We start from the raw sequence: 16,414 nt of genomic DNA, 5'->3' as shown, positions 1-16,414 counted from the left end.
TTATTGCTATAGCCGTGTTTCTGACATTTATGATAGAATAAAAACGTAACAAATCTTGTATAGCTACAGGAAAAGCAACAGGTTTTTGGAAAAGGAGGTGCAGCTTTGAATTCCGAAATTAAGATCTTGCCTTTGCTGCCTTTGAGGGGTATTCTGGTCTTCCCCTATATGGTGATTCACCTCGACGTGGGGCGTGAGAAGTCTGTTCAGGCTATTGAGGAAGCCATGATCCAGGACCGGGTCATATTTCTGGCCACTCAAAAAGAAGCCCAGACTGATGATCCCGGTGAAGATGATATTTACAAAATCGGCACGGTTGCTGAGGTTAAACAGTTGTTGAAGCTGCCCGGAGGGACCATCCGGGTCTTGGTCGAAGGTATTGCCAGAGCCAAAGCCCGCCGCTTTATTTCCGACGAGCCCTACTTCCAGGTGGAAATAGAGCAGTATTCCGAGGACTTTCAAAAGACCAGTGAGATTGAAGCTTTGATGCGCAGCCTGATCTACCAGTTTGAGCAATATGTCAAACTGTCCAAACGGATCCCGCCGGAAACGGTTGTTTCAGTTGTGAATTTGGAGGAACCGGGCCGGTTGGCGGATATTATTGCTTCTCACCTGTCGTTGCGTTTAGAAGATAAGCAAAATATCCTTGAGGCTGTTAACATCATCCAGAGGTTGGAGAAGCTCTGCGCCATTGTGGCCAAAGAGCTGGAAATTGTTGAACTTGAACGCAAAATTAACATCCGTGTGCGCAAGCAGATGGAAAAGACACAGAAAGAATACTACTTACGCGAGCAGATGAAAGCCATCCAGCGCGAGTTGGGTGAAAAGGACGAGCGCATGGCCGAGGGCGAGGAACTCAGAGAAAAAATCGCCGAGGCCAAACTTCCCAAAGAAGTTGAAGAAAAGGCCATTAAAGAAGTAGAACGGCTGGAGAAGATGCCCCCCATGGCTGCTGAGGCTGCCGTGGTGCGCAATTACCTGGACTGGCTGTTGGCCCTACCCTGGAACAAAAGCACCCGTGACCGGCTGGACATCAAGTCTGCGGAAAACATCCTGGAGGAAGACCATTACGGATTGAAGACCGTTAAGGAGCGGATTTTGGAATACCTGGCCATCCGGAAGCTGGCCAAAAAGATGAAGGGCCCGATCATTTGCTTTGTCGGGCCGCCTGGTGTCGGCAAGACCTCTTTGGGACGTTCCATTGCCCGGGCTCTGGAGCGCAAATTTATACGGATGTCCCTGGGAGGGGTTCGCGATGAGGCCGAAATTCGCGGTCACCGCCGAACTTATGTCGGGGCCATGCCGGGCAGGATTATTCAGGGCATCAGACAGGCCGGCTCCAAAAACCCGGTATTCCTGCTGGATGAGATCGACAAGATGAGCATGGATTTTCGCGGGGATCCCTCGGCGGCTCTCCTGGAGGTGCTCGACCCCGAGCAGAACAACACCTTCAGCGACCACTATATCGAGGCTGCGTTTGACCTGTCCAACGTTATGTTCATCACCACCGCCAATCTCCAGCATAATATTCCCCGCCCGCTGCAGGACCGGATGGAGATTATCTACCTGTCCGGTTACACTGAGGAGGAAAAAGTGCAGATAGCCATGCGCTACCTGTTGCCCAAACAGATTAAAGAGCACGGGCTGGACAAAAGCATGTTGAAGATGACTGAGAATACGATCCGTAAAGTAATCCGCGAGTATACCCGCGAATCCGGCGTGCGCAACCTGGAAAGGCAGATTGCCACCGTTTGCCGCAAGACTGCCAGGCAGATCGTTTCAGACAAGGTCAAGAAGGTCCAGGTGACGCCTTTGAACATTAACCAGTTCCTCGGTACGCCCCGCTTCCGTTACGGCGTGGCTGAACAGGACGATCAGGTGGGTGTTGCCACCGGTCTGGCCTGGACGGAAGTGGGCGGCGATACCCTGGCAATTGAAGTAACCATCTACAAGGGCAACGGCAAGCTTACTTTGACCGGCAAGCTTGGCGATGTGATGAAGGAATCCGCTCAGGCCGGCTACAGCTACATCCGCAGCCGGGCTGTAGAGTTGGGAATTGATGAAGAGTACTATGACAAGCAGGATATCCACATCCATATTCCCGAAGGGGCTATACCTAAGGACGGTCCCTCGGCCGGCATATCCATGGCTTGTGCCCTGGCTTCGGCCATTACCGGGCGCAAGGTGCGCCATGATGTAGCCATGACCGGTGAGATTACCCTGCGCGGCCGGGTTTTACCCGTGGGGGGCATCAAGGAAAAGGTGCTGGCCGCCCACCGGGCCGGAATAAAAACTATCATTATGCCGAAGGATAATAAAAAGGATCTGGATGAGATTCCTAAAAAGGTCAAGGATAAAATGCATTTTGTCCTGGTTGAGCACATGGATCAAGTCCTGGATGAGGCCCTTACCGAAAAGGAGTTTGAGCCTGTCGACTTATCAGATACCTCTCCCGTAGTGCCGCAACCGCCTGCCTACCAGCCGGCAGTAATAAACGAGGGAGGCGCCCATATCCCTTCATGAAAATAACAAGCGCCGAATTTGTGACCAGTGCGGTCAAACCGCCTCACTACCCGGCCGGGGAACTGCCTGAAGTCGCCCTGGCCGGGCGTTCCAATGTAGGGAAATCTTCCCTTTTGAATAAGTTGATCAACAGGAAGCGCCTGGCTCGTACCAGCAACACTCCCGGCCGCACCAGGTTGATCAACTTTTTCCTGGTTAACGGCATCTTTCATCTGGTGGATCTGCCTGGCTACGGATATGCCAGGGTACCGGTCGGAGAGAGGGATAGCTGGAGGAAGATGATTGAGAGCTATCTTAAAACCAGGCCAAACTTGAAAGGGGTTTTGCTGCTGGTAGACAGCCGCCACCCCCCTACCGCAATGGACCTGCAGATGTATGGCTGGCTCAAGTTTCGCGGGCTCCCCGCGGCGGTGGCGGCAACCAAGGCCGATAAGCTCTCGCGCTCCAGGCTGCTGCAGTCTCTCAGAGTAATCCGGGCGGAACTTGCGCTGGCCGAAGGAGACGCCCTGATCCCTTTTTCAGCTGAAACAGGACAGGGTCGTGAGGAATTACTAGAAGTAATAAACCGCTGGACAACCACAACAAACCTACATAACGCGTAACATTTAATCTCAAGTTTCGACCGGCTTTCAATCGCACAAAAACTGCGTAGCAGTTTAAGGGATTTCTACTGCATTTCTTGTGCGAATTAATTCGCACTGTCTAGTTTCTTGGCTGTAGGGGGGAACCATTATCTTGGTTCCCCTAATTATTTTGGTTTTTTTCAAGCTCGGTTTTTGACTCTGCAGGTGTTGTCTTCTTAGCCGGTGTTTCAGGGGCTGTTTTACTTGGGGCGGGTGTTGGCGTTGGGGTAGGCGAAGGCGCAGCCGGGGTGGGGGTCGTAGGCGCAGGAGTCGCCGGAGTCGCCGGAGTTGTGGTGGAAGGGGAGGGTGTGGCCGGTGTTGGTGTTGTCTGGGTTACGGTTGCTGTTTTGGTGATTTCAAAACCCACTCCGTTGATGCTCCTGTTGCTGGTCAGGTTCAGGCTTACAGCTGTGACCGGATTGCTTTTGTCCCCCTCCTTGACGCTGGTGTATTTTGCCTTGACGTCCAGCCACACGAAGTCCTGGGCCGGAATCTTTTGAGTGATGTCCGTGATTTCCACCCTGCTGCCGGTGGCTTTTTCGCCGGCGCTGGCCAGGAGATAATTGGTCCCGTTGACCTGTACCCAGGTTGCCTGTTCCCTTTTGGAAATATCGGAAGCAATATTCTTTACTACATCCGGAGCATTATTCAAATCAACCGGGCTGAAGCCCACTTTCGATGTTTCAGGGACTACCAGCGGCTTGGGGGCTGGTTCCTGCACCTGCTTTTGAGCCGGACAACCCGCAGTGCCAAGGCAGAAAATAATAAGTAGAAGCCCAATCATAATTTTTTGCATTGCAAAATACCCTCCCATCGTTGTTTCTTATATTTTTTTCTGGGAGGATTAGATTAATACATGGGATGTGGGACGTGAGACGTGAGACAGGTGAGTATCCTGCGTTCCAATACAGTCAATGATTAACCTGGTGAAGTACCTGGTAGCCGCCCCAAAAATGTCTGTGCGAATTCATTCGCACAGACACACAAGGAATGCATTTGAAATTCCTTAAACTGTACGCAGTCTTTGTGCGATTGAAATCGCACCTATATCAAAACCAACTTAAAGATGATAATGTGGGCGCATATTTTCATTGGTGGACGGATTTTCTATTGAAATACTCGCTGGAAGAGGTTTTTCTTCGGCTTTGGTTCTTCCTTAACATAGACTACGGTCTGTACCGCTTGCTGGGCAAAGTCATTTATTACCGCGGTTTCATATGCTGTTGGTGAAGTTATTTCACCAGCTTTTTTTGCGGCCGCCTGAAACTTATCATAAGATTGCCTGGGAATCAGAGGGTCGCTGGACCACACCCCAAGCGTACGGTAGCGTTCAATGGATTTAATTAATACCTGCCGATCGACGTTGGTAAAGAGTGGGGCGACCACCTCAGCAGCCTCTTCTGAGCTGTGTTGGCCGAGCCAGAGCTGGGCTTTGTAGATAGCATTGGTAAACCGTTGAATTACAGCCGCTTTGGACTCGATGTAGCCCGGCAGGGCGGCGTAGGCGGTTACTACCATGTCACCGGTGATGATGCCGACTGACGCCGCCACTCTTCCGTAATCTTTTGATTCTGCCAGGCTGGCGGCAGGCTCCAGCAGTTGAATATAGTTGCCGGTTCCGGCCCGGAAGGCTCCCAACCGAAGGGTATCAGGGATATTATGATAGATGCTCACGCTTCGGTTGGGTGTTTGTCCCTGTTGCCGCAAGGCCTCTTCCAGGGCAATTTCAGAGCTGTCATCCTGGGAGCCCCCGATAATTGATTTATCTTTAAGGTTTTGCCACTGAAAGTTGTCCGCATCTTTTCTGGCCAGGAGGAAGGATCCGTCTCGCCTCGCCAGGGTGGCAAATACTTTAGGCTGGGGGCCTTTGGCGCCCGGATTGAAAAGTATTTTCTGCAGCCCGCAGAGGGCAATATCGGTTCTTCCGTCAGACAGGGCGGCCCTGATAGCCTCCTGGCTGGTAGTAGTTATGCTTACGGAGAGGTCTTGTTCTTTAAAGTAGCCCAGATTTAATGCCAGGTACTGGGGCAGGAAATACGGTGAGCGGACAGACTCCAGCACCCGGACATTTTCTATATGTGTAACGGGGGCAGGTTCTTTGAGGCTGTGTCTGACACCCAATCCGATTACACTTATTAAGAGCGCCAAGAGCAAAATGTTTTTACGCCCGAGCAACCGCTTCAATTTGTCCCCTCCCAACAGTTTACTGTTTTAACATTTTTATTTTTAGTTTAAGGTTTTCATGCTAAAAAGAGAGGTCGTCCGAATAATCTCCGTTAAATCGCATAAGTTAGTATTAAATGGAAGGGGAGTGATAATTATGAAAAATCTCACTTTGATGAGCTGGACTGCCGAAAAAAAACCTCTGGTCAGAAGGATTAAGCCGGTCGCCGTCATGTCCGGCCTGGCCTGGGCTTTCAGCGCCACCCTGGCTGCCTGTATCCTGATGTATGCCTGGGTAGTACTATCGGCTAGCCCGGTTTATTATTTGGGGGCACTGATTATTGCCGGCGCGGTCCTGGGCGCGCTCGCCGGCGGGATTGCGGCAGGACGGGCGGCCCGGACACTTGGCTTACTGCACGGGTTTTTGGTGGGTTTGTGCTACGGTCTGCTGCTTTTGGCCCTGTTTATGCTGGGAAGCAATGCTGGCTTTGTCCCTGTGGAAATAATGGCGCGGGCGCTGTTACTGGGGATTGCAGGAGCTCTGGGCGGTTTATTGGGAATAAACATTCAGTTTATGGTAAACAGGAGACTGCCTGAAAGGGCTGGAAGAAAATTTTTGCAGAAGGATTTACTCTTCCCCCGGAGAAACTAAAGCTAACGTTATCGCCAGACCGCTGTCTAACTAAAGCAGCAATATCAGGCCACGGAGTTTTTTGGGAGCGGTGGCCTTAATATATTAAAGACCAATTTAGTACAACGTAAGCATCCACAAGTTCGGCGCTAACGTGCCGTGGGCAATTGAAATCGCACGCACATGAACACTGGAGAAATCATGGAGGTTTCATCCTGTGCCGGCGTTGCGTCAGCGTCAGCGGTTGTGGAGCCGGCCTGAATTTTCTCCGGACCATTTGGGAGACTTATTCTATTGTTGACACTGGCCTTTAAAATAGTTAAGATGTTGGAAAATAGTTATATTTACCGGCGATGAAAGGGAGGGGAGTGTCCCACGGGGACCGGCTTTTAGCTTCCAGAGAGGGAGACCCCAGGCTGTAAGGTTTCCTGCCCGTGTTTACTCCTGTCGCCCCGGAGTCCCCGCGCTGAATTGTAAGTAAGCACGGGCGGGCCTGCCCGTTACAGCTTTGTTAAAGAGCCGCCTATTGGGTACGGGACGTGGGACGTGAGAAGCCGGAAACCCGCGAACCGATCTTTTTTGGTGGAATTCAGGGTGGTACCGCGGATGAACCCCTTATCCGTCCTTGAGGCGGAAGGGGCTTTTGTTTTTGTGAGTGCAGAGGTGAATTTTATTAATATGTAATGTGGGGAGTGAGGCTTTTTGCCAAAATTTGATTTGCCCAGTACTTATGATCCCCGTGCGGTCGAAGATAAATGGTATAGCTATTGGGAGCAAAACGGGTTCTTTCACCCTGAGGTCAACCCTGAACAGGAGCCGTTTTGCATTGTCATGCCGCCGCCCAATGTAACGGGACAACTGCACATGGGTCATGCCCTGGATAATACATTGCAGGACATCCTGACCCGCTGGCGGCGCATGCAGGGCTACAACGCCTTGTGGGTACCGGGCACCGACCATGCGGGTATTGCCACCCAGGCCAAGGTGGAGGAACAGTTGGCCAAGGAAGGACTGACCCGCTACGATATAGGCCGGGAGGCATTTTTAGAAAAAGTGTGGGAATGGAAGGAACAGTACGGCAACCGGATTACTGCCCAACTGCGTAAGTTGGGTGCTTCCTGCGATTGGCGGCGTGAGCGCTTTACCATGGATGAGGGCTGCTCGGAGGCGGTGCTGGAGGTATTCATCAAGCTCTACCAGCGGGGGCTGATATACCGCGACTATTACATTACCAACTGGTGCCCCAAGTGCGCCACCACGATTTCCGACATAGAAGTTGAGCACCTGGACCGCCCGGGTCACTTGTATCACGTAAGGTACCCGTATAAAGACGGAAGCGGTTATATTGTGGTTGCGACCACACGCCCCGAGACTATCCTGGGTGACGTGGCTGTCGCGGTACACCCGGGCGATGAACGCTATACCTCGCAAGTGGGCAAAACATTAATCCTGCCCATAGTTGGCCGGGAAATGCCGGTTATTGCCGACGAATACGTCGATCCCTCTTTCGGAACGGGCGCTGTGAAAATTACTCCCGCTCATGATCCAAACGACTTTGAGGTTGGACACCGTCACAACCTGCCTCAAGTTATTGTAATCAATAAGGAAGGGAAAATGAATGAAGCCGCAGGTGAGCGCTACAAGGGGCTGGATCGTTACGAGTGCCGCAAGAAAATTGTGCGGGATCTGGAAGCGGACGGTTTTCTGCTCAAAACACAAGACCATACCCACGCGGTGGGGCACTGTTACCGCTGCAACACTGTTATAGAACCGATGCTTTCACGCCAGTGGTTTGTTAAAATGAAGCCTTTGGCTGAACCGGCTATTCAAGCGGCCAGGGAAGGGCGGGTAGAGTTTATTCCGGAACGGTTCACCAAGATCTACCTGCACTGGATGGAGAACATCCGTGACTGGTGTATCTCCCGTCAACTCTGGTGGGGACACCGCATCCCGGTATGGTATTGTCAGGATTGCGGTGAAATAATCGTATCCAAGGGACCGGTCAAAAGCTGCTCCAAGTGTGGCAGCGGGCACTGCGAGCAGGATCCTGACGTGCTGGATACCTGGTTTTCCTCTGCCCTGTGGCCCTTTTCGACGCTGGGCTGGCCAAAACAGACCTTGGACCTGGCTTATTACTATCCCACCTCGGTCATGGTCACCGGGCGCGATATCATTTTCTTCTGGGTGGCCAGGATGATATTTTCCGGCCTGGCTTTTATGAACGAAGTCCCCTTTCCGCAAGTTTTCATTCACGGTCTGGTTATGGATGCCCTGGGACGCAAGATGAGCAAGTCTTTGGGCAATGGCGTGGACCCCATTGATGTGATCGAGTCACACGGAGCGGACAGCCTGAGGTTCATGCTGGTTACCGGCAACACACCCGGCAATGACCTGCGTTTCCATTTTGAAAGGTTGGACGGCGCCCGCAACTTTGCCAACAAGCTTTGGAACGCTTCCCGCTTTGTGCTGATGAATTTGGAGGACTTTGAGCCGGAAGGTCGGCCCGGTAAGTATTCCCTGGCCGACCGCTGGATTCTTAGCCGTTACCAGAAGGCAATCGCTGAGGCGACGGGCTTCCTGGAGTCTTATGAACTTGGTGAAGCGGCCAGGGTGCTCTACGAATTTATCTGGAACGAGTTTTGCGATTGGTACATTGAGCTGGCCAAACCGCGGCTGTATGGTAAAACCGGTAAAGCCGACCGTGTTACCGCCCAGTACGTGATATCTTCGGTTTTAAAAGGGACGTTGGAGCTCCTGCATCCCTTTATGCCGTTTATTACCGAGGAGATCTGGCAAAACCTGCCGGGCCGCGGCTTAACCATCATGCGGGCTGCCTGGCCGGTCGTCCGTGGTGAACTGGTGGACCCGGAGGCGGAAAGCGAAATGGAACTGCTGATGGATGTCACCAAGGCCATCAGGCATATTCGCAGTGAGATGAACGTCCCGCCGGGACGCAAAGCCGAAGCTCTATTAGTGGCGCCCGAGGACACCACGCGGGCATTGGTGATGAAGAATGCAGGGTATATTGAAGGGCTGGCCGCAGCTGAGCTGAAAATAATGACGTCCTTGCCGGGTGTACCGGAACAGGCAGCCCATGCTGTCACCCGCGGCCTTGAGGTATTCGTCCCGCTCAAAGGGTTGATCGATGTGGATAAGGAAACTGCGCGTCTGGAGAAGGAACTGGCCTCGGTTGAGAAGGACCTGGTCCGGGTCAAGGGCAAGCTTAGCAACCAGGGCTTTCTCGGCAAGGCTCCGGCTGACGTGGTGGAAAAGGAAAAGGCCAAGGAAGAGGAGCTATCCGGAAAGTCCTCCGCGATCAGGGACAGGCTGGCTGTACTGACGGGGGGCAAGTAGGACGTAAGTCGTAAGTCGTAGGCCGTAGGTATGCTATGCATTCCTGTAGGGTCAAGATTCGTTCCATGCAGAGTGTTGTCTGACTGTTGAAGACGTGGGCTTGAAATGATGTAAACTATCAATGAGCCAGTATGTAGGTGCGAATTCACACAAAAGTTACATTTGATGTCCAAGTACGGCGCTGGCGCGCCGTGTGTGATTGAAATCTCGCCCATATTAAACCCGTCTTAAGGAAACAAATGGGTTATATTAGGTTGATTACAATAAAAGGAAGCAGGAGAACCGTCCCCTTGCTTCCTTCTAATGAGGCGATGAAGTGAAATTCCATGAGGCTATGGAGTATGTGGCAAGCCTGGGCAAGTTTGGTTTTAATTTCGGGCTGGAACGTATTGAGGAGCTTTTGGGCAGGCTGGACAATCCCCACCGCAAGCTAAGCATTATTCACATTGGGGGAACCAACGGCAAAGGCTCCACCACAGCGATGCTGGCCGCTATCCTGCAGGAAGCGGGTTACCGGGTGGGGACCTTTACTTCACCGCACCTCCATTCTTACACGGAGAGGTTTCGTATCAACGGGGTCAACATACCGGAGGAAAGCATAGCCGCGCTGATTAGTGAACTTCGCCCGCACCTGGACGCCATGGTGGCGGAAGGGTTTGAACACCCGACCGAGTTCGAGGTGGCTACTGCCGTGGCTTTCCTTTATTTTAACCGGGAGAAGATAGATTATCTGGTCCTCGAAGTGGGGCTGGGGGGGGCTATCGATTCGACCAATGTAGCCATGCCCCTGCTTTCGATAATTACCAATGTGACGATGGACCACATGGATTACCTGGGCCATACGATCAGGGAAATTGCCGGGGTAAAAGCCGGTATCATAAAGCCGGGGGTTCCGGTGGTGACGGCGGCTGAAGGAGAGGGGCTCGATGTGATCGAGGCGGTCAGCCGTGAGAATAATTGCCCTCTCATCAGGGTGGGCCAGGATATTACCTGGGAGCATATCTCCCTTTCTCCGGCTGCGCAGAGATTTACCATCCGGGGGCGCGTAAGGGTTTATGAAAACCTTACGCTCTACCTGATCGGCAGGCACCAGCAGGTCAACGCGGCCACCGCTGTGGCGGCCGCCGAAATTTTGACGGAGCTGGGTGTGTCAATCAGCCCGGCAGCGGTACGATCCGGGCTGGCGGCAGCTCGCTGGCCCGCCAGGCTGGAAATCATGCGCCGGGAGCCCCTGGTGATCATAGATGGCGCTCACAATTTTGCCGGCGCCAGATCCTTGCGCCTGGCGCTGGAAGAAACCTTTCCCGGCAGGAGCATAGTGCTCTTAATCGGCATGCTGGGAGACAAGGAGCGGGCCAGGGTGGTCGCGGAGCTGGCGCCGTTGGCCAGGACGGTGGTGGTGACCAGACCCAACAGCCCCAGGGCGGGGAACTGGCAGGAACTGGCCCGGGAAGCTAAACGCTACACTCCAGAGGTCTACGCGATAGAGGACATAAGGGATGCGTTGGACAAGGCGCTTTCCCTGGCCGGGCCGGAGGAGTTGGTGTGCGTCACCGGCTCGCTCTACATGGTGGCTGAGGTTCGGGAACTGTTTATCTAATACTTCGGTTTAAACCCCCTGATGATGGCGATGAGCAGCAAAGCCAGCGGGAGAGCCCATTCAAAAAGATAGGCGAAGGGGGGGAAGCCCTTTGTGATGTGGGTGGGAATTTCAACGGCGTTTTGAAAGGACAAAATTGAGAAGGCGGTTAGAATAACACCAATGGGCAAAACTGTGGGTTTGTAATCCCTCAGGTTCAATAGCTGGGCGGTACCCAAAACTGAAACGTAATAAAATATTGCCAGCTTTGTCAGTAGTCCCGCCGTCCAAAGGATCACAAATAAAGCGTCAATTCTTAAAAATCCGCCCAGTAAAATTTCACTTGGAATCATAAAAGTTGGATATTTCAGCCGGGTGACCTCTCGTCCAAATACCGTAATATTGGCGATTTCGTCGATTACCAGTAAAAACCCCAGAATTCCTACCGACCAGATACCTATTTTTCTCCCCTGGCACGGTTTCGACAGGTAAGGTAAAAGCATGCCCAGGAGCAACACTTCGCCCATCCATCCCAAAGGTGTAAGCGAAGCCAATAAAACCGGGGCAAAACCGTTTTCCAGCACGGGCAGCAGGCGGGAAAAATCCGCTTTCTGCAAGCCTAATAAGATAATAACGTAATAGAGGATAATCACCCAGGGTAAAAGCAATTCCGATAACCTGCCGATCACTTCCAGGCCGGAACGTACAGAGTAAGCCGCTAACAGGACGATTATTGTGTTGAAAACTAAAATGGGCGTACGGGGCATAATCATTGCGCTGAGCAGTTCACCGAATTCCCTGAGGATCACCCCGGAGCTCTGAAAAAAGAAAAACAGATAAAGAACGCCTACGGCTTTGCCGGGCCAACTACCCAGGATATCCTGCGTGTACTCAATCAAGGACTTGCCGGGAAACCTCCGGCCAAGCGCCGTAACCAGCAGGATTACAACGATTCCGGAAACAGCGGAGACGGCAGGCGTCAGCCAGGCGTCCCTTAGGGCGGACCTGGCCGTTACGGCAGGGAGAGCCACTACAGCCGTGGCGCCAACCAGGTTTATTAAAATAAGCGCCAGCGCTATGCCGGATATTTTGCCCCTCTCAAGCATCTATTTTAACTCCTCTATCCAAAGTCCGTATTTGTTCAAAAGCCGGGTAAACCGGCCTGATTTATCGGCTGGTTTTCGTTTTAATATTTTGGTTTAACCCCTCTGACAGCAGCAATAAGCAGCACAGCCAGCGGGATTACCCATTCCACCAGGTAGGCGAACGGCGGGTAACCGGTTGTCGCATAGGCGGGGATCCCTGTTGCGTTTTCTATAGACAAAATTGATAAGGCGGTCAGGATTACACCTATAGGTAGAGTTATTGGCTTGTAATCTTTCATGTTAAGCAGCTGCGCGGTACCCAATACCGCTGCGTAATAAAACAGAGTTATCTTGATTAACATCGTTACCAGCCAAATGATGACTATAGCGACGTCGGCACGAAAAAACCCGCCGATTATTATTTCATCTACTATTGTAAAACTGGGAAAAACCTGCCGGTCGGTAGAGGGGCCGAACATAGCAGTGTTAAGAACGGCGTCAGCTATCAATATAGCCCCTATAATTATCACCGACCATATTCCCATCCTTCTCCCCTGCGAGGGCTCTGCCAGATATGGCAGGAACATTGCCAGAATGATAACCTCCCCCCGCCACGCCGAAGGCGTGATCGAGCCTTGAAGAACAGGCTTGAAACCGTTTTCAAGCACGGGCAGGAGGCGGTGAAATTCCGCCTTTTGGAAGCTAAATAATAACAAAATGACGTACAATATAAAAACCCAGGGAAAAGTTAATTCCCACAGTCTGCCGATTACTTCCAAACCGGAACGCACCGCGTAAGCAGCCAAAAGGACAAATATTGTGTGAAGAACTACAATGGGTGTGCGAGGCATCATCATGGTTGTAATCAGTTCTCCAAATTGCCTGATGATTACCCCGTTGGTATGGATGAAAAAGAATATATAAAGAACAGCAACGGCTTTTCCGGGCCAGTTACCCAGGATAATTTGCAGGTATTCGATGATTGTTTTACCGGGAAACCTGCGGCCCAATGCGGTAACGAGCAGGATTACGACGATTCCCGGGATGGTGCTGATAACTGGTACCAGCCAGGCGTCCCGCCCGGCAAATTTAGCCGTTAAGGCTGGTAAAAACACCACCGCCGTCGCTCCTACGAGATCTATTAACAAGAATACCAGCGCAATACTGGAGATTTTCCCCTTTTCAAGCAAACCTGCCCGCTCCCGTAAATCATAATTATATGGCCATTACAATAGTATCCCTTCCGTGGAGGGATATATTCTTTTGGCAGGCAATAAGTGGTGATGAACTTGCGTACCGCTATATTTTTGTTATTTCCGGTAACTGCTAATAATTGAAGATTTATTAGCCATAATAGTTATTAGCATAATAATGAAGGAGTATATGAAACTCCTTTTTCTTATTGGATATTCCAACGGGGGATGCGTTTTGAGGTTAAATATTTTTTCCGGTCTAATCAGAAAAGCGGCTAAAAAGCCGGAACCTTGCACAAGCGAGCCTGGGTCTGTAGATAGTAAAGTATTTAAGGATGAAGAATTGAAAAACGAAAAGATCTCCAGGAGCCTTAAAAAAAACGTGGAGTACCTGGATACCATCTTGGGCCGGAATGTAGACGCCGTGTTCAGAGAGTTCAGGCTGGGCGCGGGAAAAAAAGAGAACGCCTGCCTGGTTTACCTTGACAGCCTCACCGACGAGACCCGGATCAGCGATAATATTTTAAAACCGCTGCTGCTGGGGGTGGCTGGAGTTGACAGTCCTGGCGATAATTTAACAGATGTAGTTGGAAAATCAATTTTAGTCGCCGCCGAAATCCGCTCCAAGGTCTATAATATGCAAGACGTTGTCAGTGAAATACTGTACGGGGGTTCGGCTTTATTTATCGATGGCTGTGAAGAGGCTGTCATTACTATCCTGAAAGAGTGGCCTCAGCGCCCGGTTGATAAAGCTGATGTGGAAGGGACGGTCCGCGGGCCAAAGGAAAGCTTCAACGAGACCATTAGTGTGAGTACCTCCCTGGTCAGACGCAGGCTGCGCACACCCAATCTTGTCATCGAGGGTCTTAACCTGGGACGCATGACCCACACTTCGGTTGCCCTCGCCTACCTGAAAGGAGTGGTCTCTCCCGGACTTCTCAAGGAAGTAAGGCAGCGGATCGACCGGATCGATATCGACGGGATTCTGGAAAGCGGCTATATCGAGGAGTTAATCCAGGACGATCCTTACTCCCCCTTCCCGCAGATAGCTTATACCGAAAGGCCGGACCGGGTGGTGGCGGCTCTCCTGCAGGGGCGGGTATGTGTCTTTACCGACGGCACTCCGATGGTGCTTTTTATGCCGGCCACATTCAGTGACCTGGTTCAGAATCCCGAGGATTACTATGAACGGTACCACTTTGCTACCATGATCAGGCTTATACGGTTCCTGGGTTTGGCGGTAGCCCTGCTCCTGCCGTCTTTTTATATTGCCATAACCACCTTTCACCAGGAGATGATTCCCACCCAGTTACTGATCAGTATCGCCGCGTCCAGGGAAGGGGTGCCTTTCCCCGCCCTGGTGGAGGCGTTGATTATGGAAATTACCTTTGAAGCGTTAAGAGAGGCCGGATTGAGGCTGCCCCGGGCAGTTGGCCAGGCGGTCAGTATCGTCGGGGCGCTGGTCATCGGCCAGGCGGCGGTACAGGCGGGTATTGTATCTCCATTGATGGTGATTGTAGTCGCTGTAACGGGAATAGCGTCATTTATGAGCCCTTCTTATAGCCTGGCCCTGGCGCTGCGGCTGATCCGCTTTCCACTCATGTTTCTGGCCGCTACCCTGGGTCTGTTCGGGGTGATGACCGGCGTTTTGGCGATGCTGATCCACCTGGCCGGCTTGCGTTCTTTCGGTGTACCCTACCTGTCGCCTTTGGCCCCGTTGAAAATTTCCGATCTGAAAGACTTCGCGGTCCGCGCGCCGTGGTGGGCTATGCATAAGCGTCCGTCGGAGCTTGCAAAAAGGAATGTACGGCGGATTGCTCCAGACTTAAAGCCGCAACCTCCCTCAGAGAGTGGCGATGAAAAGGCCTTTGCGTCAGGCGATGGGAGCGCCGGTCCCAATACCAGAACCAATGGCTCCGCCCAACATGACAAGGTCAGGACGCCTGCCGTCTCCAGAGCCGGGTCGAAAGGGGGCGGGGGAAGTGGGCAAGGGGCTTAAATGCCTGGCTTTATGTGCGCTGATAGTTGTTACGGCTTTAAGCCTTCAGGGATGCTGGGATCAACAGGAAGTTGAACGGCTGGGTATCGTCCTAACTACGGCAATAGACCTGGCGCCGGACGGAAGGGTAATGCTTACGGTCCAGGTTGTCAACCCTAAGAGCCTGGTAGGCGGCGGAGTCGGCGGGGTCGGCGGGGTCGGCGGAGGGGTAGGGGGAGCCAGAGGCTTTCGGAACGTCAGTGTAGAAGGTAGTACAATATTTGATTGCATCCGGCTGCTTTCACTTGAATCACCCCGTGAGCTTTATTTTGCCCACAATATGGCTATCATGATTTCTGAAGAGTTTGCCAGAAATAGAGGTATAGAGGAGATTATGGATTTTTTTGAACGCAACCCGCAGATAAGGCGCAACAACTATGTCCTGATTGCCCGCAGCGATATCAGCAGCATTTTAGAAACACCCGGCGAACTGGTTCCTCCCCCGTCGCAAGTTATTGCAAGTACAATCAGGCAGCAAAGGCTCAGTTCTTATTATCCGGATGTACAGTTGGGGGACTTTTTAGAAACATTGGAGACTGAAGGCAGCGACGCTTATGCTGCCGGAATACAGGTGGAGCCTAATGAGGCTGAAGTGCGAGACAAGATAAGCGGGAGTTCTTCCCTTCTGGATGGGCGTCCAAAGCCAATCGGAGCAATTATAAAAATAGGTGGTACGGCGGTTTTTAAAGGCAACAAAATGGCTGGCTGGTTAGATGAGAGAGAGAGCCGGGGACTGCTTTGGGTCAAGGGTAGAGTTAAAGGCGGAGTAATTACCGTGCCCTGCATTAGTGGCGAAGGAGGCGTTGAAGGTCCGCGCTTTTCCCTGGAAATAATCCGCAATGCTTCCAAAATTCAACCAGAGCTTACCGAAGGTGAGCTGGGCGTTACTGTCAGGGTTGATATACAGGCAAACATCCTTGAGGCCGAATGCCCGGAGGAACTGGATAAGCCGGAGGTCATTGCATCCATTGAGCAATTACTGGCTACTGCGGTCCAGGGTGAGGTGGAAGATGCTTTGACCAAAGCGCAGAGGGAATACAAGGCCGATGTATTCGGGTTTGGGACAGTATTTCACCGAAAGTACCCGGTAGTCTGGAAAGAAATAAAGGAGAACTGGATAGATATTTATCCCGGCCTGCCGGTTTATATTGAGGTCAATGCTGTCATCACGCGCACCGGGCTGGTTAACAAGCCGGCGCAAGTGCGCCGTTAAGTCCTGGTAAAG

At 52.0% G+C, this 16,414-nt stretch carries 11 protein-coding genes; 7 read left to right on the top strand and 4 right to left on the bottom strand.

All coding sequences use genetic code 11. The annotated features are described in order from the left end of the window. The first annotated feature begins 105 nt into the window (after positions 1-105). Positions 106-2,523, top strand: a complete 2,418-nt coding sequence (gene lon, locus Psch_RS04365) for an endopeptidase La (protein WP_190239259.1) — start codon at positions 106-108, stop codon at positions 2,521-2,523. Continuing rightward, a complete protein-coding gene (gene yihA / locus Psch_RS04360) occupies positions 2,520-3,125 on the top strand; it encodes a ribosome biogenesis GTP-binding protein YihA/YsxC (protein ID WP_134217730.1) in 606 nt (201 codons plus the stop codon). The genes lon and yihA overlap by 4 nt, the downstream gene beginning before the upstream one ends. A 142-nt stretch (positions 3,126-3,267) precedes the next feature. Here the strand turns inward: yihA and Psch_RS04355 are convergent, their stop codons facing one another. Together Psch_RS04355 and Psch_RS04350 are read right to left on the bottom strand one after the other, a co-directional pair. Continuing rightward, on the bottom strand, positions 3,268-3,942 hold the full coding sequence (locus Psch_RS04355) for a hypothetical protein (protein WP_190239258.1): 675 nt from the start codon (positions 3,940-3,942) through the stop codon (positions 3,268-3,270). Positions 3,943-4,253: 311 nt separating this feature from the next. Beyond that, positions 4,254-5,330, bottom strand: a complete 1,077-nt coding sequence (locus Psch_RS04350) for an ABC transporter substrate-binding protein (RefSeq protein ID WP_190239257.1) — start codon at positions 5,328-5,330, stop codon at positions 4,254-4,256. Between the two features lie 136 nt (positions 5,331-5,466). Between Psch_RS04350 and Psch_RS04345 the strand changes: the two genes are divergently transcribed. The 3 genes from Psch_RS04345 (at position 5,467) to Psch_RS04335 (ending at position 10,894) form a co-directional block, all read left to right on the top strand. Then, complete coding sequence (locus Psch_RS04345) at positions 5,467-5,961, top strand: TIGR04086 family membrane protein (protein WP_190239256.1); 495 nt, start codon at positions 5,467-5,469, stop codon at positions 5,959-5,961. 681 nt (positions 5,962-6,642) lie between these two features. After that, positions 6,643-9,294, top strand: coding sequence for a valine--tRNA ligase (locus tag Psch_RS04340; protein ID WP_190239255.1), 2,652 nt, complete (start codon positions 6,643-6,645; stop codon positions 9,292-9,294). A gap of 316 nt (positions 9,295-9,610) precedes the next feature. After that, entirely contained in the window at positions 9,611-10,894 is a 1,284-nt protein-coding gene (locus Psch_RS04335; RefSeq protein ID WP_190239254.1) for a bifunctional folylpolyglutamate synthase/dihydrofolate synthase, read from the top strand. Here Psch_RS04335 and Psch_RS04330 read toward each other — a convergent pair. Then, the gene (locus tag Psch_RS04330; protein ID WP_190239253.1) at positions 10,891-11,979 is read right to left on the bottom strand and encodes a GerAB/ArcD/ProY family transporter; all 1,089 of its coding nucleotides are present in this window, start codon (positions 11,977-11,979) and stop codon (positions 10,891-10,893) included. The genes Psch_RS04335 and Psch_RS04330 overlap by 4 nt on opposite strands. Before the next feature lie 80 nt (positions 11,980-12,059). Then, entirely contained in the window at positions 12,060-13,148 is a 1,089-nt protein-coding gene (locus tag Psch_RS04325) for a GerAB/ArcD/ProY family transporter (protein ID WP_190239252.1), read from the bottom strand. Between the two features lie 238 nt (positions 13,149-13,386). Here Psch_RS04325 and Psch_RS04320 point away from each other — a divergent pair, with 238 nt between their 5' ends. After that, positions 13,387-15,150: a spore germination protein gene (locus Psch_RS04320; RefSeq protein ID WP_190239251.1), complete on the top strand. Its 1,764-nt coding sequence runs from the start codon at positions 13,387-13,389 to the stop codon at positions 15,148-15,150. Then, positions 15,134-16,402: a Ger(x)C family spore germination protein gene (locus tag Psch_RS04315; RefSeq protein ID WP_190239250.1), complete on the top strand. Its 1,269-nt coding sequence runs from the start codon at positions 15,134-15,136 to the stop codon at positions 16,400-16,402. Before Psch_RS04320 ends, Psch_RS04315 begins: the two co-directional genes overlap by 17 nt. Positions 16,403-16,414: the final 12 nt, after the last annotated feature.

It is taken from the genome of Pelotomaculum schinkii, assembly GCF_004369205.1.
GTDB classification, from domain to species: Bacteria; Bacillota; Desulfotomaculia; order Desulfotomaculales; family Pelotomaculaceae; genus Pelotomaculum_C; species Pelotomaculum_C schinkii.
The sequence above is the reverse complement of the archived record's forward strand: the minus strand, read 5'-3'. Positions and strand labels throughout refer to the sequence as shown.

Coding starts and splice junctions, on each gene's coding strand:
- Psch_RS04355 (WP_190239258.1), bottom strand. CDS start 3,942: ATGCAAAAAATTATGATTGGGCTTCTACTTATTATTTTCTGCCTTGGC.
- Psch_RS04330 (WP_190239253.1), bottom strand. CDS start 11,979: ATGCTTGAGAGGGGCAAAATATCCGGCATAGCGCTGGCGCTTATTTTA.
- yihA (WP_134217730.1), top strand. CDS start 2,520: ATGAAAATAACAAGCGCCGAATTTGTGACCAGTGCGGTCAAACCGCCT.
- Psch_RS04345 (WP_190239256.1), top strand. CDS start 5,467: ATGAAAAATCTCACTTTGATGAGCTGGACTGCCGAAAAAAAACCTCTG.